We start from the raw sequence: 18,631 nt of genomic DNA, 5'->3' as shown, positions 1-18,631 counted from the left end.
TTTTCCTGTCTATGCTCACGCGCACCCCGGCGTGCCGGAGGCGCGCTGCTGGCGCATGGCGGTCACGTCGCCCGCGACGGCCGACTGGGCCATCGGGCCGAGGTCGAGCACGACGTCGGTGAAGGCGAGGGCCGCCTTGCGCATCGCCGGCAGGTCGATCGCCTCGGTGCCGAACTGCGGCGAGAACAGCGTCTTGGGCGCGGCGATGGGCGCGATGACGGGCAGCAGGTGCTGGTTGTACGGCGTGCCCTCGCCACCGAAGCCGCAGTGGTGCGGCACCGTGGCGAGGTCGGCCGCCGACAGGCCCTTGAGGATCGCGGTGCGCCTCACGTCCCAGTACTCGATGTGGCCCTTGACCAGTTCGCGCAGCGGCGTGCTCTCGCTGACGGGGACCATCAGCAGTTCGGTGAGGGCGGGGTTGGCGACGAGCTGCTTGCCCGGCAGGCCGTTCGGCCTGGCGACCGCGTCGTAGCGCTTGGCGCCGAGGTGCTCGAGCACGACGACGGAGGAGACCCCGCCCTGGTCGTACTCGGCGTCGAGCTGGGCGGCGAGCTGACCCGCGCCGCCCTCGCGGACGTCGGGGCCGGTCAGGTGCTGGTAGAGGTGGCCGGTCACGAACGCGAACTGCACGGTGCGCGGACGGCACTCCACCGGTAGCGACGACAGGTAGCGGGCCATCTCGATCATGGCGAGCGGGCCGTTGTCCCACACCGGGCTCATGCCGTCGGTGTGGCTCTCCACGACGATCTTCTGGGCGCTCCCGCCGGGAAGCGTCGCGAGCAGGGTGCGGGTCGTCGTCGGCGTCCAGGCGGCGTTCACGGTCAGCGCGGCCTGGACCGGCTGCCCGGCGGCCAGCGCGTCCTTGATCTGCTTGCCCTGGTCGGCGCCGACGTACGCGCCTGGCACGCCGTACGGCAGGCCCTCGTAGGGCGCGTACTGGCCCTGGATCTGGGCATGCGGGAGCTGGCTGACCTCGATCACGCCCACCGCGCCCGCGGCGGCGGCCGCCTTGAGGTCGGCGTCGGCCGCGGCCGGGGCCTCCATCGACTCCGAGCCGAGCAGGTTGATCGTGAGGGCCGGGTCGTACATGGAGTAGCCGAGGGCGGGCGGATAGAACAGCAGGTTGGGCATGTTGGTCCACGGCAGGTCCCGGACGACGATCTTCCCGGCGGCGTTGGCCGCGGTGATGTTCGTCCCTGCGGCCAGGTGGACGAGTGGCGCCGAGACGCCGCCCGCGCCGGTGGAGGAGGAGAACGGTACGGGGGCCGCGACCTGCACGGCCGTGCCGCCGACGGTCAAGCCGGTGCCGAGGCTGTCCCAGCGGTCGATGGCGTAGGGCAGGGAGGAGAGCTGGAGGCCGGGGATGGCCGCCATCTCGTCCTCCAGCCAGTCGACGTAGTCGGCGTGCGCGGTGGAGCCGGTCGGCCTGGGGCCGAACGCCTCCTGCTGCTCGGCCAGGCTGCTCAGGCGGGCCTCGGCGGCGAACGCGGCGGGGTCGACCCTGACCGGGCAGGCCGGAGCGGCCGTCTGGGCGGAGGCCGATGGCGCGGGCGCGACCAGCGGGAGGAGAAGGGCGAGGAGAGCGAGTCGTCTCACGTGGGGGGTCCTTCCATCGAATCGTTTTAATTCTTGGTCCGCGACAGTCCCCCGACAGGCGGCCGGTGTTCAGCGGCGAGGCGGTCCTGTGGTTCCGCGGACGATCAGCGTGGGTGACACCGACGACGTCACCGATCGTGAGCGTCCCTCGATGCGTTCGACGAGCAGGCGCGCGGCGGTCGCCCCGATCACGTGCCCGTCCTGGTCGACGCTGGTGAGCGAGATGCGCTTGAGCGAGGCGATGCCGATGTTGTCGTATCCGGCGACGGAGAGGTCCTCCGGCACCGACAGGCCCGCCTCGTCGGCGGCGCGCAGCACGCCGAGCGCCGCGATGTCGGCCCCGGCGAAGATCGCGGTGGGCCGGTCGTCGCGCGCGAGCAGTTCCCGCGCGCCCTCGAAGCCGCCCTCCTCGGTGAAGGAGGTGGCCAGCACGTCGTCGGCGAGTCCGTGGGCGCGCATCGCCTGGCGGTAGCCTTCGGCGCGCACCGTGTGCGGCAGTCCCTGGGCGCGGGCCCGCTCCAGGTGGGTGATGTGCGCGATCCGGGTGTGCCCGAGCCCGACCAGGTGGTCGACCACGAGCCCCGCCCCCATCACGTCGTCGTCGACGACCGCGTCGTAGGCCGCGGCGCCGCCGTGCCTGCCCACCACGACGATCGGGATGGCCGTCGCGATGGCGGCGAGTTCGGCGTCCGACATGACCGGCGAGATCAGGATGAGCCCGTCCATGCTCCGGTCGATCATGGCGTCGGTCATCCTGGCCTGCGTCTTGGGCTCGATCCCGCCAGGTCCGAGCAGCACCTGGTACTCGGTGTCGCCCAGCCGGCCGGTGACGCCCTCGATGATGTCGGGGAAGAACGGGTTGCGGGTGTCCGAGAGCATGACGCCGAGGGTGTAGGTGCGTCCGCGCAGGGCGCGGGCCGCGGCGTGCGGGCGGTAGCCCAGCTCGTCGATGGCCTGCGTCACCTTGGCCTGCATCTCCGCGCTCACGCCGTAGGCCCCGCGCACCACCTTGGACACGGCGGCCGTGGAAACCCCGGCTCGCCTGGCCACATCGGCGATCGTCACCCGTCCGCTCGTCACACGCCGTCCTTCATAGAGCTTTCGTAGAACGCACTACACACTTTTCCGAAAGGTGAGGCTAGCCCGCTACCGGCACTCAGGTCTACCTCTTGACGGGCGATTCTCTCGTGCCCTAACAATGGAGAACGTTCTACACAGCAATCCCCAAAGTGAACAGGAGCACGGGCGTGAGAGCACCATCCCGTCTGCTCGGCGCGGCGATCGGCGCCGCCCTCGCCCTGTCCCTCTCCGGCTGCGGGTCGTCCGCCCCGGAGGGGACCGGTCAGGTGAAGCTGACCCTCTGGCACAACAGCGCGGACCCGGCGCCGCTGCTGGAGATGTACAGGAAGTTCGAGAAGCAGTCCGGCCACAAGATCGAGCTCGTGTCGATCCCGTCCGACGGCTTCGAGGAGACCACCCAGACCAAGTGGGCCACCGGCGACCGCCCGGACATCCTGGAGTACCACGCGACGGTGAGCGGCCTGCTCGCCCTCAACCCGGCCGAGAACCTGCGCGACCTGACAGGCGAGGCGTACATCGCCAGGTCCGGCGACCTCTACGAGGCCGCCGGGTCCGTCAACGGCAAGGTCTACGCCGCCATCACCGGCTTCCCCCAGGTCTTCGGCCTCTACTACAACAAGAAGGTCTTCACCGCGGCCGGGCTGACCCCGCCCTCGAACTTCGCCGAGCTCGCCGCCGCCTGCCCCAAGCTCAAGGCCGCCGGCGTCACGCCGGTCTTCGAGTCGGGCGGGTCGATCTGGCCGGTGCAGATCCTGCCCATCCTCTACCTGGCAGGCGCCAACCAGTCCAACGCGTACGGCAAGGCCATCGCGAGCCACAGCAGCACGCTGGCCGACGCGGGCTCGCCCTTCGTCGCCGGCCTGACCGCCTACGCCAAGCTGAAGGCCGACGGCTGCTTCAACAAGGACATCGTCACCGCCACGTTCGAGGACTCCATGAAGGCCCTCGTGACCGGCAAGGCCGCCATGGTCGCCCAGCACTCCGACATGCTCCCGGCCCTCCTCGCAGCCGCGGACGGCGACCAGAAGACCGTCGACGAGTCCGTCGGCTTCGTCGGCCTGTCGAGCGCCAAGCCGCTCGCGACCTACGCGCCCGGCCCGATCGGCACGTTCTACCTGCCCAAGACCGGTGACGCGGCGCGGGAGAAGGCATCGCTCGACTTCGTGCGCTTCATGACCGGCCCTGCCTACGCCGAGTACATCACCGCGTCCAAGACCTTCCCCGTGTTCAAGGACGTGCCCGACCCGCAGGGCGTCTCGTCCGTGCTGCAGGACGTCAAGAAGGCGTACGACACCGGCGCGGTCATCTCCTTCAACTCCGACATCCCCGGCATGGGCGGGCTGGCCCAGCTCATGTCCGAGCTGATCGCCGGGCAGAAGGATCCGCAGAAGGCGGCGACCCAGCTACAGGGCCAGGTCGAGCAGGCGGCCAAGGCGGCAGGGCTGCCCGGATGGTGATGCGGAACAGGGTGGCCTGGCTGCCCTGGGCGCTGCCCGCGATCGTGCTGGTCACGGTCTTCTTCCTCGCCCCGTTCCTGCTCAACGTCCGGTTCGCGTTCTCCTCCTGGACGAGCTTCCGGGCCGAGATCACCTGGAACGGGCTGGAGAACGTCCGCACGCTGATCGAGCAGGACCTGCTGGCCAACGCGGTCACCGTGACCGTGCTGTACGCGATCCTGTGCATGGCGATCCAGAACACGGTCAGCCTCTCGCTGGCCCTGGCCCTCCAGCGGACCAGCCGGATCAACACCGTCTTCCGCTCGGCCTTCTTCCTGCCGACGCTCATCTCGCCGCTGGCCGCCGGATACATCTGGCGCGGGCTGCTCGCCCCCGACGGGGCGGTCAACTCCTTCCTCGGCATCGAATGGGCGTGGCTGGGCGAACCGTCCACCGCGCTGGTGGTGGTCGCGTTCATCGACGCGTGGAAGTGGAGCGGGCTGATCACCCTCGTCTACATCGCGGGCCTCAACTCCATCCCGAAGTCGCTGCTGGAGTCGGCGACGGTCGACGGGGCCGGGTCGTGGACCCGGTTCCGGCGGGTGGTGTTCCCCATGCTCGCCCCGGCGCTGACCTTCAACGTGGCGGTCACGCTGGTGGGCGCGCTCAGCGCGTACGACGTGATCGCCGCCACCACCGGCGGCGGGCCCGGCGACCACACGCGGGCCCTGAACGTGGTGATGCGCCAGCAGTGGGGGCAGGGCTTCTTCGGCTCCGCCAGCGCCCTGGGGTTCACCGTGACGCTGCTGGTGATCGCCACCGCCGTGCCCCTCGTGTGGTGGCTGCGGCGCAGGGAGGTGACGGGATGAGAGCGGTCCTCAAGTACACGGCGCTGACGCTCTTCGCGATCCCGTGGGTCCTCGTGCCCGTCTGGCTCGTGGTCGTCAACTCGTTCAAACCCGCCGGCGAGGCCGCCGAGCTGGGCCTCGGCCTGCCCAGGACGTGGGCGATCGCCGAGAACTACGGCATCGTGCTCGACCGGGGCGGCTACCTGACGGGGCTGGTCAACAGCCTCAAGGTGACCGTGCCGATCGTGGTGGCCGTGGTGTTCCTCGGCGCGGCGGCGGCGTGGGCGTTCGGGCGCAGCCGGTCGCGGTGGCTGCAGGCGGCCTACTTCGTGATGGGGCTGTCGATCCTGCTGCCGCCGTCGATCATCCCGACCGTCTACCTGCTGCGTGCCCTGTCGCTGGACGACGGCTCGCTCGGCTATGTGCTGACCATGACCGGCTGCCGCCTGGGCATCGTGATCTTCCTGGCGACCGGATTCGTCCGGGCGTTCCCCCGCGACCTGGAGGACGCCGCCGCCATCGACGGCGCCTCCCGCCCGCAGGTCTTCGTCCGCATCCTGCTGCCCCTGCTGCGGCCGGTGCTGTTCGTCGGCAGCGTGATCCTGATCATCAACGTCTGGAACGACTTCTTCTTCGCCCTCTTCCTGCTGCAGGGCAGCGCGAACGCCACGCTGCCGCTGAGCCTGTTCCAGTTCGCCTCCGGCACCCTGCAGAGCCTGAACTGGAACCTCGTCTTCGCCCACGTCCTGCTCACCACGCTGCCCCTCGTGGCGGTGTACGTCGTCGCGCAGAAGCGCGTCCTGGCCGGTCTTACGGAAGGTGCACTCAAGGGATGACCACTCACGACATCGCGCTCGACTGGGTCAGGCGCGAGATCAAGGAGGGGCGGCTGCCGTGCGCGGTGTTCGGCGCCGCCACCTCCGACGGGATCCAGGTGCTGGAGGCGTTCGGCGCGCACGACGGCCGCGAGACCAGGACCGAGGACCACTTCGCGCTGTTCTCGGTGACCAAGCCGCTGATGGGGCTGGTCGCCCTGCGCCAGGTCGAGCGCGGGCTGCTGTCGCTGCGCCGCCCCCTGCGGGACGTACTGCCGAACTTCGCCCGGCCCGACGTGACGCTCTGGCACCTGCTCACCCACACCAGCGGCATCGCCGAGCAGACGCTCACGCCTGACGACCTGCTGGAGCACCTCGTCACCGCGCCGTCGATGTTCGAGGCAGGCACGCTCAGCCAGTACTCCAACCTGGCCTTCGCCGGGATCGCGGAGATGGTCCGCGACGTCACAGGCCGCGACGTGGCCGAGGTGATCGACTCCGACCTGAACACGCTGGTGCCGGGCGGCGGGCGGATCACGTTCGACCCGGCGTGCGACGCGGCCGAGGTCCACGGCATCGAACTGCTCGGGCCTGGCTTCGACTTCGACACGTTCGTACGGCTCCGCCACCCGGCAGGGGCGCTGTTCTCACGCGCCGAGGACCTCCTGGCGCTGGGCGGGGCGCTGCTGCGCGGCGACCGCGGGCTGATCCACCCGACCACCCTGGCCGCCATGACGACCCCGCAGACGACCGGCCTGGTCAAGCTGCAGCCCGACCCGGTCAACGCCGGGCAGGACTGGGGCCTCACCTGGAACCTGCGCCACTCGGCTCCCGGACTGCTCGACCGGCGGCTGTACGGGCACGGCGGCGCCTCGGGGTGCCAGTGGTGGATGTACCCGGAGCAGGACGCGTGCTTCGTGCTGCTGATCAACGTGATGGCGCCGAGCCTGTCCGGCGTCGACGTCGACGGTCTGCACAACGCCTTCACCACCGGGCTCGATGCGTGAACCGGGATTCGGGGGTGCTCGGAGTGCAGGTCTCCGGCGCGCAGGCGCCGTTCATCCGTTCGGCCCCGCCCGGTCCACGGGTGGGCCTGACGTGCGGTCTGGCGGATCCGGTGGGCGTGGACGAGCCGTCGCCCCGGCTGTCGTGGGACGCCCGGCTGATCCAGGAGGCCACCGTGGTGGTGTCCTCGGACGGGCGCGAGGTGTGGCGGTCGTCCGTGCCTGCCGGATCGTACGGCGTGGACGTGCCGGATGAGTGGCTGGCGCCGCTGACGCCGTACACGTGGAGTGTGGAAGGGCACGCGACCGGCGCGTTCACCACGGGCCTGCGGGCGCGCGGTGGGTGGGACGCCCCCTGGCTGGCGGGCGACCCCCGGGCGGCGGTGAGCCTGCGCGGGTCGTTCACCTGGCGTCACACTCCCGGGCGCGCCTGGCTGGCCGCCACCGCGCTGGGCGTCTACCGGGCGCTGCTCAACGGGGTGCGGCTGGGCGAGGAGGAGCTGGCCCCCGGCTGGACCGACTACGGTCGCCGGACGCGCTATCGGCTGCTGGAGCTCACGGAGCTGCTCGTACCCGGCGAGAACGAGCTGGAGCTGTGGCTCGCTCCCGGCTGGTACGCCGGTCACGTCGCCAGCGGCGGCCCGCGCCGCTACGGCGACCGGCCCGCTGCCAGCGCCCAGGTGCTCGTGCGGGACGACGACGGGGTCCGCCGCGTGTTCGCCACGGACGCGGCCTGGACCCGGCGGGATCTCGGCCGCCCGCGCGCCGACCTGGTGATGGGCGAGACCGTCCAGGCCCCATCCCGGCAGGTCGGACCCGCCGAGACGACGGCCGCCCCGGAGATCCTCGTGGAGGCCGACCCCGCTCCCCCGGTGCGGGTGACCGGCACGGTGCCCGCCGTGTCCGTGACCGAACCCGCGCCGGGCGTCCAGGTGGCCGACTTCGGGCGGAACGTCGTCGGGCGCGTACGGCTGCGCGTCGACGCGCCGGACCCCGTACGGATCGTGGTGCGGCACGGGGAGGAGCTGACCGCGACCGGGCGGCTCTACACCGACAACCTGCGCACCGCGGACCAGCGTGACGAGTTCGTCCTCGGCCCCGGCGCGCACGTCGTGGAGCCCGCCTTCACCCTGCACGGGTTCCGCTACGCGGAGGTCACCGGCTGGCCGGGCGCGCTGACGCCGGACGACCTGGAAGCGGTGCTGCTGTCCTCCGCGCTCGCCGTCACCGGCTCGCTGACCGTGAGCGATCCCGCCGTACGGCAACTCGTCGCCAACATCGGCGCGTCGGCGGACGGCAACCTGGTGAGCGTGCCGACCGACTGCCCGCAGCGCGACGAGCGGACCGGCTGGACGGCCGACATCTCGGTGTTCGGCTCGACGCTCAGCTTCCTGCGGCACACGCAGGCGTTCCTGTCCGGCTGGGTGACGACGCTGATCGACGGGCAGCGGGCCGACGGCGCGGTCCCGCATGTCGCGCCGGTCCTGCCCGAGTACGGATACGACTCCCCCGTATGGTCCGACGCGCTGGTCGAGGTGCCGTGGCTGCTGTGGCGGCGCTACGGCGACGACCGCACGCTGCGCCGCGCCTACGACCCGATGCGGCGGTGGGCCGACTACTGCCTGGCCCAGGCAGAGGACGGCATCAGACCGGGCAGGGCCCTGGGCGACTGGCTGGCCCCCGGCACGGTCGAGACGCCCAAGAGCCTCATCGCCACCGCCGCCCTCGCCCGCAGCCTCCGCCTGGTCGCGCACGTGGCCGACGTGCTCGGCGAGCCGCACGCGCCGGAGTACGGCGAGGCGTTCACCCGCGTGTCGGGCGCCTTCCAGCGGGCCTTCCTCAGCGGGCCGAGGCTGCACACCGAGACGCAGACCGGCTACGCCGTCGCCCTCGCCTGGGACCTGGTCCCGCCCGAGGACCGGGCCGCGTCGGCGCAGGCGCTGGCCGAGCTGGTCCGCGCCGACGGGCACCGGCTCATGACGGGCTTCGTCGGCACCCCCCTGCTGCTGCCCGTGCTGTCCGAGACCGGCCACCACGACCTGGCGTGCCGGATCTTCAACCAGGAGGGCTATCCGTCCTGGCGCTACCAGCTCCGCGCCGGGGCGACGACCATGTGGGAGCGCTGGGACGCCTGGCACCACCGGCACGGCCTGCAGACGCCGGCCATGAACTCCTTCAACCACTACGCCTACGGCTGCGTGGGCGACTGGCTGTTCCGGCACGTGGCGGGCCTGGGCGACGACCCGCGCGGAACAGGTGGCGGCTTCGGCGAGCTGCTGCTGCGTCCCGGCCCCGTCCCGCTGCTGCGCCAGGCGCACGCCCGCTACGAGAGCGCGTCGGGGACGGTCGAGTCGGGCTGGCGGGCCGGGCCCGACGGGGTGCAGTTCACGTTCGCCGTCCCGGAGGGCGTGACCGCCCGCGCGGTGTTGCCCGTGCGCGGCGCATGGGACGGGATGAGCGTCAACGGCACCTTCCTCATGGGCCTCAGCGAGCAGCTGCCGACCACCAGGCTGGCCGACGGGGGCTGCGCCCTGAACCTGCCGCCGGGCCGCTGGTCGTTCACGGCCCCCGCTGCGGCCACGGCCCACCTGCTCCAGGAGTGGGACGACCTGGGCCGGTGAGCTGGGTGTGAGGCTTGCGGTCACCACTCGTGTCGCTTGTCGTCACTGAGTGGTGACGCCGCCTGACGGGTGAGGCGCCGCTCGGCCGTACAGGAAACTACAGTCAGCTGACGGAAGCCGGGCCCCACCGCGCGTCCGTAGCGTCGGCGGCATGCACGTTCCCACCTACTCTCTCGCCGAGCGAGACCGCCGCTGGGCGCTCGCCCGGCAGATCATGGAAGCCGAGGGCGTCCAAGCTCTCATCGCCTACGGCGAGCATGAATGCGCCGACCTGGCGCCCTTCGCGCCGGATGTGTACTTCACCAACGACCGTCCCGGTGCGATCGTCATCTTCTGCCGCGACGCCGACCCGATCCAGCTGACCTGGTCCACGCTTCCCGTCGCCGACCACATCCAGGCACGCAGACGCGGCGAGGAACTGTGGATCGCCCCGCGCGACATCCGCGTCGCCAAGCACGCGGCAGGCGTGGTCGAGGTCCTGCGCGAACACCGCCTGGAATCCGCGGCGGTCGGCGTGCTCGGGCTGGACCCCTACCCGCCCTTCCACATCAACCCGATCATGCCGCACGGCTTGTGGAGCCAGGTACTCGCCGAGCTGCCCGAGGTGACCTTCACGCCGGTCGGGCTGAGCCACCTGTTCGCCACCATCTGCCAGTCGGAGGAGGAACTGGCGGTCGTCCGGCATTCGGCCGCCGCCGGTGACGCGATGGCCCGGGCCATGCTGAACGCGGCCAGGCCCGGTGTCAGCGAGGCCGAGGTGTACGCCGCGGGTATGGCGGCGGCCTTCCAGCGCGGCGTGGCCGCCCCCGACATGCTGCTGTCCTCCGGTCCCGGGTTCATCTCCTGGGGCCCGCCCGCCTGGTCCTACCGCCCGCAGGCGCCACGCGTCATCGACGACGGTGACGTCATCATGGCCGAGGTGTTCTGCCGGTTCGGCATGAAGGAGACCCAGCACCAGGTCGCCATCGCCGTCGGCGAGCCGCACCCCGACATCGAGCTGGGCGCCGAGGTCGCCCGCGCCAGCTACGAGGCCGGGCTGGCCGCGGCCCGGCCAGGCAACACCTTCGGCGACCTCGTCGAGGCCATGCAGGCCCCGTTGAAGAACGCCGATGCCTGGAACATCCACCCGCTCGTGCACACCCTCAACCCGATGGGGCCCGTCTGCGGCTTCGGCGCGGGACTGCGCCGCGTGCCCGAGGCCCAGGAGTACGGCCGGCTGTTCGAGGTGCCCACCATGGGCGGCGAACTCCCGCTGGCCCCCGGGATGACCTTCGCCTTCGAACCCAACGCCGTCATCGGCGACCACCTGGTCAATCTCGGCGGCACCGTCGTCATCGGCGAGGACGAACCCCACGAGCTCAACCCGTTCACCGCCCAACTGCTGAGGAGCAACTCATGATCACCGTCGACCACGTCGCCCGCTATCCCCAGCCGGTGGAGGCCGTCTTCGCCGTGCTGGCCGACCTGGGTGGATACCCGGCATGGCAGTCAGACGTGCTGGAAGCACACCTCGACGGTCCACTGCGGGAGGGCGCCGCCCTCAACCAGGTGCGCAAGGTGATGGGCCGCCGTACCGAGATCGCCCTCACCGTGACCGAATGCCTGCCCGGCGCGCGCATCTCGCTGCGGACCGCGCCGGGCACCCGACCCGGCGTCTCTCAGACGTACGGCGTGCTGCCTGCCGAGGGTGGGTGCGCGGTGGAGTTCCGTCTGGAGCTCGACGGCGTGCCGAAGATGGCAGAGCATCTCGTCAAAGCCCAGCTCGGCAAGCAGGTGCCGCTGATGTTCGAGCGTCTGGAGGCCCAGCTGTGACCACCCGCATCCCCGACCGTGAGATCGCCGAACGGCCCGCCGGATACGCCGGACCCAACCTCTCACCCGCAGGTTTGCGACTGCTCCCCCGCGAGTTGGCGCCCGGCGTCCACGCGCTGATGGCGAACCTGCCGCCGAAGGACAACAACGGGCTCGTCGTCGGCCACGACACCGCCCTGATCGTCGACGCGGGAATCACCCCCGAGGTGTCTCGGCAGATCCAGGACCTGGCCGCCGAGCTGACCGACCGGCCGGTGCGCTACCTCGCCAACACGACCTACCACGGCGACCACACCTTCGGAAACCTGGCCTTCCCCGAGGACACCGTCATCGTGTCGTCACGCCTCAACAAGGAGAACATGGCCGATCTGGACTACGAGAAGCAGGTCAGGTCGGGCAACATGTACGGCGACGAGGCGTCGCTCACCGCCGTGACCCGCTGGCGGCTCCCGGACATCATCTTCGACTCCTTCGCCGAGATCGACCTCGGCGGCCGAACAGTCCAGCTCTGGCACTTCGGCCCCGGCAACGGCCCCGGCGACACCGTCGTCTACGTCCCCGACACTCGGACCGCCTGGACCGGCAATTTCCTGGCGCACGCGGGCATCGCGCACATGCTGCTCCAGGGCGGCCCGCTGCCGTACCTGGAGTCACTGCGCCGGATGAGGCAGGCGCTGCCCGACCTGGAGACGATCGTGCCCGGCCACGGCCCGATGGGCGGCGGGCACGCCGCCATCGACACGCTCATCGCCTATCTGGAACGGCTGCACGAGGAGGTCCTCGCCGCTGTGCGGGCCGGCCGTCCCTTGGATGAGACGATGGCCGCCTGCACCAACCCGTGGGCCGAGCGACTCGATCCGGCGCTGTCAGCCGCGCTCGCCACCTACCAGGTCCCACCGGACCTCGCCCGGCACGCCATGCTCGACCTGTGCAGGAACCTGCATCGGCTCAATATCCTGGCGACCTACCGCCTCTATGTGGGACGTTGAATCACATGCTGAAGGAAGTGGTCGCCCGTCCCATCGGTCACGTGATCGGCGGGCGGGAGGTGGTCTTCGACGACGATTGGGGGACGGTCTCCGCCGTCATCAGGTTGGACGCGGCGCAGTTCGGCCCTGACGCGCTGGCCGGCCTGGACGGTTTCTCGCACCTGGAGGTCATCTACTTCTTCGACCGGGTGCCGGCCGAGAAGATCGAGACCGGCGCCCGCCACCCCCGCGGCAACACCGACTGGCCGTTGGTCGGGATCTTCGCCCAGCGCGGCAAGAACCGCCCCAACCGGCTCGGGCTCTCTCGCTGCCGCCTGACCAAGGTCGATGGGCTGGAGGCGCACGTGCGGGGCCTGGACGCGGTGGACGGCACTCCCGTGCTGGACATCAAGCCGTACATGAGCGAGTTCGGCCCCGTCGGACCCACGACCCAGCCCCCGTGGGCCACCGAGATCATGCGCCACTACTACTGACGTACCGCGCCCGACCTGCCTCGTCACACCGGTCGGTAGGGTGGCGGGCGTGTTGAGGGGGCGGGCAGCCGAGGTCGCCGCGCTTGAGCGTGCCCTGTCGCGGGCGCGGGAAGGCCGTGGCGGTGCCGTGGTGATCCGCGGCGAGGCGGGCGCGGGCAAGACGACTCTGTTGGAGTCCGTGTCTTCCTCGGCCGGGGAGTCCAGGCTGCTGTGGGCCTGGGGCGTGGAGTCGGAAGCCGAGCTCCCCTACGCGGGATTGCAGGTGCTGTTCCGTGAGGTGCGTCATCTGGCCGATCGGCTGCCGGAGCAGCAGGCCCGCGCCCTGCGCGGGCTGATCGATCCGCCGTACGGCGCGGCGGGCGATCGTTTCCTGGTCGGTGCCGCCGCGCTGACCCTGCTCGGCGAGCTGGCCGAGGAGCAGCCGGTGGTGGTGTTGATCGACGACGCGCACTGGCTGGACCTGGAGTCGGCCGAGGCGCTGCTGTTCGCCGCCCGCAGGCTGGGCGCCGAGCGCGTGGCCATGATCTTCGCCGTGCGCGACGGCTCGCCGGTGTTCGACCGTCCGGGCGTGCCGGTCGTGGAGTTGGGGCCGCTCTCCGACGAGGCCGGGGCGGCCCTGCTCGCTGATCATGCGCCCGACCTGCATGTCTCGGCACGTCAGGGATTGCTGTCCCAGGCGCAGGGCAATCCCCTGGCGCTGGTGGAGCTGGTCGGCGCGCTCAGCCCTGCCCAGCGGGACGGCATTGAGCCGGTGGACGAGCACGAGATCGGTGTCATGCCGGTCTCCTGGCGGATCCAGCGGATCTTCGATGCGCGGATCGGTGCGCTACCCGCGCCTGCGCGCACGCTGCTGACGATCGCGGCGGCGGACGACACGGGCGACCCGGCCCTGATCGTACGCGCGGGGCAGCGGATGGGCGCATCGGTGGCCGATCTGGGGCCTGCGGCCGACGCCGGGCTGATCCGCGTCGCCGAGGGCCGCTTGAGGTTCCGCCATCCGCTGGCACGCGCCGCCGCCTATCAGAGCGCGCCGCTGTCGCAGCGGATGGCCGCGCACCACGCACTTGCCGAGACGGTCGGGGATGGCGGACGCCGGGCCTGGCACCTGGCCGCGGCGACGGTGGGCCATGACGAGCAGGCGGCGACCGAACTGGAGCGCAACGCCGAGCTGTTCAGGTCGCGTGGCGGCCTCGCCGCGGTCGCCGCTGCCTACCGCCGCGCGGCGCAACTGACCGAAGATCGGGACACCCGGGGGCGCCGCCTTGCCGCAGCGGCCATGGCGGCGAGCGAAGCGGGGCAGATCGAGCACGCCGCCGCGCTGGCGGGCGAGGCGCTGCCGTACGTGCGCGACCCGGCGTGGATCGCCCGCCTGGCCTTGACGAGGGCCCGGTTGGAACATGCCAGGGGCCGGCCGGAGTCAGCGCGCACACTCCTGCTCGACGCGGCCACGAATGTTGCGCCGCTCGACCGCCAGGCGGGTGCCTTGATGACGTTCGAGGCGATGGCGGCGGCCTGGGACTCGCCCGCCCCTGAGGCAGCAGCCGGGGACACCGCTGCCCGGCTGTCCGGCCTGGACGTGCCCGATGCCTTTCTCCTCCGGGGCGCCGACGGGCTGCGCCTGCTCGCCACGGGCGACATCGCGTCCGGCGCCGCCGAGCTGTCGGCCGATCCCGCAGCCAAGGTACGCAGGTTGACGGCCGGCGCGACGGCGGCGTTGGACGCGGGGCTGTGGCAGCAGGCAGAGGGCTTGGCTCGCCGCGCCGACCGGCCACAGGACGAGGAGGTGGCAGCGGAGCTGGCGCGGGTGCGGGCGACGCTCGCCTTCCAGGCGGGCCGGCCGCTGGAGGCGACCCGGCTGCTGCAGGAGGGCGCCGAGCTCATCGCCGCCGCCGACCCGGTGTCTGCGCTGACCATGCTCGGCCTGGCGAGCGTGTACGTCTGGAGCAGCAGGACACATCCCGACCAGGTGCCGCTCGCCCGCCGGACCGAGGAGCTGACCCCACGCCTGGACGGGCCGCTCGGCGCGGTGCACGCGCTCAACCACGGGATGCGCCGCCTGCTGGAGGGCGACCTCATGGCCGCGATCACGGGCCCAGGCCTTCGCAGTGAGGAATCGGTGCCGGTCGACCTGCGGTTGCTGGCCGCATACAGGGGATTCATGCGCGGCGACCAGCACGCCATGCTGCAAGACGCCACCCGGCTCGTCGCCGAGTGCCGTACCGCCGGGCGAGCCGGTCGCCTGCCGCAGGCCATGATGCTGCTGGCCCTGGCCCAGCTCACCAATGGACGACATCACGCCGCGCGCGAGAGCGCGGCCGACGGAATACACATCGCCGAGGACGTCGGCCAGCCGTACTGGCACGACTATCTCACCGGCCTGGCCGCCTGGCTCGCCGGCGTCGCCGGTGAGGAGGAGCGCTGCCGCGAACTGGCCGCCAGGGCGGACGACGTGGACGGGGCGTGGATGACCGGCCTGGGCTGGGGAACGTACGCGCTGATCGCCCTCGATCTCGCCGCTGGACGACACACCGCGGTGCTCGAGCGCATGGACCAGGCCCTGGCCGGACCGGCTCGACATGCCTTCCTGTGGTGGTACGCCTGCCCCGACTACGTCGAGTCCGCCGCCCGTGCCGGAACACCCGAGCGGGCCCGGCCGGCCTTCACCCGTTTCCGCGACTGGGCGAACGTCATCGACCAGCCCTGGGCGCATGCCGTACTCAAGCGGTGCGAAGCGCTGCTGAGCGGCGACGGCGACGGCTACGCGCGGGCACTCGCCCTCCACCGGCAGGCCGATCAGCCCTTCGAGCAAGCCCGCACCGAACTGCTGTACGGCGAGTGGCTGCGCCGCCACCAGCGGCGCGCCGAGGCCCGCACACACCTGCGCGCGGCGATGGAGGGCTTCGAACGGCTCGGCGCCGCTCCCTGGGCGAAACGCGCGGCGACCGAACTGCGGGCCGCCGGCGCCTCCCTGTCCGACCGCCGCCACGCCGAGGATCCGCTGGCCGCCCTCACCCCACAAGAGCTCCAGGTGGTACGGCTGGCAGCGACGGGCGCCTCGAACCGTGAGATCGGCGCCCACCTGTTCCTCAGCCCGCGCACGGTCGCCTACCACCTGTACAAGGCGTTCCCGAAACTGGGCATCACCTCGCGCGGCGAACTGGCCCAGTACGTCACCGTCATCTGACGGAGCCGCCCCATGAGCGCGCGCAGCTGCGTGCGCTCGGGGTCCCAGGCGTGGACATCAAGCGGGGCGACAAGGCCCTCAAGGGCACCGATCAGGTCGCCGGACCACCACCCACACGATCACGAACACCCGGCGCTGGTCAGACTGGTGCCGCCGTCACCAACGGACAGCCCGACACTGCCACTACCAGGGCAGACCTCACGTCCGCACGCCTGAGCGTCCCTGTGTCCGGGAAGCGGTGGGGCTGGGTTACGTCCAGAACGCCCACAGGGCCTTGCTCGCGTCAAGCAAGATGGCGGCTGTGGCCCCGAGGACGACGCCGTAGAGCATGTACCGCCGCTGGGTGCCTTGGCCGCGTTTCTCCACACGCTCTGCCACATCGTCGATCTTGCTCTGGAGTAGGAGGTCGAACGCCTTGGCCTCTTCCTGGCGCCGCTCCGCTACTTCACGACTCGTCTCGGCCTCACGCCTATTGGATTCTGCTTCGGCCGCGAGCCTGCGGGCCATGGCGGCGCGCGCCCGCATCGCATTCTCAAGCTCTTCCAGTTCTTGGAAAGTGTCCTCCAGCCGCTCGGCCAGATAGTGGAAGCGCTGATCGAGGTCGTCGTCTTCGGACGTGACCGACCTGCGGCGCAGCGTGGGGGATGCCTCTTTGATCAGGTTTTCGAGTTGTTCGAACCGCCAGGATAAGTGGGCCCGATCGCGAAGGACCGTGGTCCCCACAAGGGCCATGACGAGCAACGTGGCGCTCTCAGTGAGTCCAGGTGGCAGTTTATCGACGGTTGTGCCCAGCACGGCTACGATCACAGCAAGGGCAAGGGCGATCATGCCGTCGGCGTTCATGGCCGCCCAAGCGGCGAATCTCCGGATGATGTCAAGGCGCATCTGTCAGCTTTCCATCCCTCAGGCTCCGACGCGGTGGGGGCACGGTGCGGACAGTCTCGCAGGGAATGACAAGGGTCGAAATGGATCTCCTCTGACGACCTCACGGATGACTCGTCAGAATGTCAATTCTGTGAAGTAATTTCAGCACACGCTCCGCGAGGGCCTTGCCTCAGCCGCACGGGCTGCCCCGCTGAGAACTCGGGCGTTCCGCCCGGGGGCTGGACACCTGAGACCCTGAACCCTACTGGTTCGGGGAGATCGGGAGAGTGTCCCGTTGGGGATGAAGAACTGTCCACCGCAGTTCAAGAAGGACGCGGTGGCGCTGTATGAGTCCAGGCCAGGAGCAACGAGCGCGGGGATCGCCACCGACTTGGGGTCGGCCCCGAGACGTTCCGGAACTGGATCCGGTCCGCGCGCACGGAGCGGGTTGAGGCGGGCCGGCCGGGACGCAGGCCGAAGAGCGCCGGCACCGGCGGCGAGGCGTCGCCGGAGGCGGTGGAGGCCGAGAACGCCGAGCTGCGCCGGCGGGTGCGTGAACTGGATGTGGAGCGGGACCCTGTGCAAGACGGCTCGGTATTTCGCCGGGGAGACGGCGCGATCCCGACGTCGTCGGATCTGTCGACCACCTGTACTGATGGGACTGCTCCGTGCGTGGTGACACACCAAGCTGCCCTCGATCGAGAACCTCGGCATCCCGCCTGTAGAGGGCCGGGAGTTGCCCAATGTCGCCCCCGGAATTCCGGCCTTGTGAAATATCGGGCAAAATTCCGGCTCCGTGAATTCTCGGCCATTGACCGCACCCGGTGACCCTCCAACGATCGAGCTACAGCCTTTCGTAGGTCGGGGAGTGGCGATGAGAGCCGTACGGCTTCACGAGTACAACAAGCGCCCGGTGGTCGAGGACGTCCCCGACCCCGAGATCAGCGGGCCGCTGGACGTGCTGGTCGAGATCGGCGGGACCGGGTTGTGCCGTACGGACCTGCACATCGTAGAAGGTCAGTGGGCGGAGAAGTCCGGCGTGGCCTTGCCGTACACGATCGGGCACGAGAACGCCGGCTGGGTGCGGGATGTCGGCTCGGCCGTGACGGGCGTGCAGCCCGGCGACGCGGTCATCCTGCACCCGCTCGTCACCTGCGGGCTGTGCCGCGCGTGCCGCGCCGGCGACGACGTGCACTGCGCCAACGCGAAGTTCCCCGGTATCGACACCGATGGCGGCATGGCCGAGTTCCTCCTCACCAACGCCAGGTCCGTGGTCAAGCTGGATCCTTCGATGGAGCCCGCGGACGTCGCCGCGCTGGCCGACGCGGGACTGACCGCCTACCACGCGGTACGAAAGGCGCTGCCGCTGCTCTACCCGGGCACGCAGATCGTGGTGATCGGCGCCGGCGGGCTGGGCCACATCGGCGTGCAGTGCCTGACCGCCATGGCGTCGGCCGAGATCATCGTCGTCGACCGGTCGCAGGCGGCACTCGAGCTCGCCAAGGGGTTGGGCGCCACGCACACCGTGCCGGCCGACGGCAGCCAGCTCAACGCGGTCACCGACCTCACCGGCGGGCGCGGCGCGCACGTCGTGCTCGACTTCGTCGGCGAGGGAGGCACCGAAGCCGAAGGCGTGGCGATGCTGCGCCGCGCGGGCTCCTACTTCGTGATCGGCTACGGGGGCCGTGTCGAGATCCCCACCATCGACATCATCTCCAACGAGATCAACGTGATCGGCAACCTCGTCGGTTCGTACAACGATCTGGACGAGCTGATGGCCCTGACCGCGCAGGGAAAAGTACATCTGCACACCAGGAAATATCCCCTCGAAGCCGTCAACGAGGCCATGGACGACCTGGACAGCGGCCGTCTGCAAGGCCGGGGAATTCTCGTACCCGCGAGGAGCTGA

General features: G+C 70.8%; 14 protein-coding genes. 11 read left to right on the top strand and 3 right to left on the bottom strand.

Annotated elements, in window-relative coordinates:
• Positions 1-15: 15 nt before the first annotated feature.
• Both ACWENQ_RS33210 and ACWENQ_RS33205 read right to left on the bottom strand, forming a co-directional pair.
• Positions 16-1,596 (bottom strand): hypothetical protein, encoded by a 1,581-nt coding sequence (locus ACWENQ_RS33210; protein ID WP_452417767.1) that lies wholly within the window; start codon positions 1,594-1,596, stop codon positions 16-18.
• A 69-nt stretch (positions 1,597-1,665) separates the two neighbouring features.
• Complete coding sequence (locus tag ACWENQ_RS33205; RefSeq protein ID WP_354922112.1) at positions 1,666-2,676, bottom strand: LacI family DNA-binding transcriptional regulator; 1,011 nt, start codon at positions 2,674-2,676, stop codon at positions 1,666-1,668.
• Between the two features lie 167 nt (positions 2,677-2,843).
• Between ACWENQ_RS33205 and ACWENQ_RS33200 the strand changes: the two genes are divergently transcribed.
• From ACWENQ_RS33200 to ACWENQ_RS33155, 10 genes are all read left to right on the top strand, one after another.
• On the top strand, positions 2,844-4,133 hold the full coding sequence (locus ACWENQ_RS33200; RefSeq protein WP_452417765.1) for an ABC transporter substrate-binding protein: 1,290 nt from the start codon (positions 2,844-2,846) through the stop codon (positions 4,131-4,133).
• Entirely contained in the window at positions 4,133-4,981 is an 849-nt protein-coding gene (locus ACWENQ_RS33195; RefSeq protein WP_452417763.1) for a carbohydrate ABC transporter permease, read from the top strand. The genes ACWENQ_RS33200 and ACWENQ_RS33195 overlap by 1 nt, the downstream gene beginning before the upstream one ends.
• On the top strand, positions 4,978-5,796 hold the full coding sequence (locus ACWENQ_RS33190) for a carbohydrate ABC transporter permease (RefSeq protein WP_449930213.1): 819 nt from the start codon (positions 4,978-4,980) through the stop codon (positions 5,794-5,796). The genes ACWENQ_RS33195 and ACWENQ_RS33190 overlap by 4 nt, the downstream gene beginning before the upstream one ends.
• Positions 5,793-6,782: a serine hydrolase domain-containing protein gene (locus ACWENQ_RS33185; RefSeq protein ID WP_452417762.1), complete on the top strand. Its 990-nt coding sequence runs from the start codon at positions 5,793-5,795 to the stop codon at positions 6,780-6,782. The genes ACWENQ_RS33190 and ACWENQ_RS33185 overlap by 4 nt, the downstream gene beginning before the upstream one ends.
• 14 nt (positions 6,783-6,796) lie before the next feature.
• Positions 6,797-9,400 carry a family 78 glycoside hydrolase catalytic domain gene (locus ACWENQ_RS33180; RefSeq protein WP_452417761.1) on the top strand — a complete coding sequence of 868 codons (2,604 nt, stop codon included), beginning with the start codon at positions 6,797-6,799 and terminating at the stop codon, positions 9,398-9,400.
• A gap of 151 nt (positions 9,401-9,551) precedes the next feature.
• Positions 9,552-10,799 carry a M24 family metallopeptidase gene (locus ACWENQ_RS33175; protein ID WP_452417759.1) on the top strand — a complete coding sequence of 416 codons (1,248 nt, stop codon included), beginning with the start codon at positions 9,552-9,554 and terminating at the stop codon, positions 10,797-10,799.
• Entirely contained in the window at positions 10,796-11,212 is a 417-nt protein-coding gene (locus tag ACWENQ_RS33170; protein ID WP_449930221.1) for an SRPBCC family protein, read from the top strand. The genes ACWENQ_RS33175 and ACWENQ_RS33170 overlap by 4 nt, the downstream gene beginning before the upstream one ends.
• Positions 11,209-12,201, top strand: coding sequence for an MBL fold metallo-hydrolase (locus tag ACWENQ_RS33165; protein WP_452417758.1), 993 nt, complete (start codon positions 11,209-11,211; stop codon positions 12,199-12,201). Before ACWENQ_RS33170 ends, ACWENQ_RS33165 begins: the two co-directional genes overlap by 4 nt.
• A gap of 5 nt (positions 12,202-12,206) precedes the next feature.
• Entirely contained in the window at positions 12,207-12,674 is a 468-nt protein-coding gene (locus ACWENQ_RS33160) for an SAM-dependent methyltransferase (RefSeq protein ID WP_449930225.1), read from the top strand.
• Positions 12,675-12,723: 49 nt separating this feature from the next.
• A complete protein-coding gene (locus ACWENQ_RS33155) occupies positions 12,724-15,858 on the top strand; it encodes a helix-turn-helix transcriptional regulator (RefSeq protein ID WP_452417757.1) in 3,135 nt (1,044 codons plus the stop codon).
• Between the two features lie 249 nt (positions 15,859-16,107).
• Here ACWENQ_RS33155 and ACWENQ_RS33150 read toward each other — a convergent pair whose 3' ends face one another.
• Positions 16,108-16,743 carry a hypothetical protein gene (locus tag ACWENQ_RS33150; RefSeq protein ID WP_452417756.1) on the bottom strand — a complete coding sequence of 212 codons (636 nt, stop codon included), beginning with the start codon at positions 16,741-16,743 and terminating at the stop codon, positions 16,108-16,110.
• Between the two features lie 853 nt (positions 16,744-17,596).
• On the opposite strand from ACWENQ_RS33150, the gene ACWENQ_RS33145 reads away from it, so the two are divergent.
• A complete protein-coding gene (locus tag ACWENQ_RS33145; RefSeq protein WP_452417755.1) occupies positions 17,597-18,631 on the top strand; it encodes an NAD(P)-dependent alcohol dehydrogenase in 1,035 nt (344 codons plus the stop codon).

The organism is Nonomuraea sp. NPDC004354, assembly GCF_053602555.1.
Note: the sequence above shows the minus strand (reverse complement) of the source record. Positions and strands in the feature narration are given on the sequence as shown.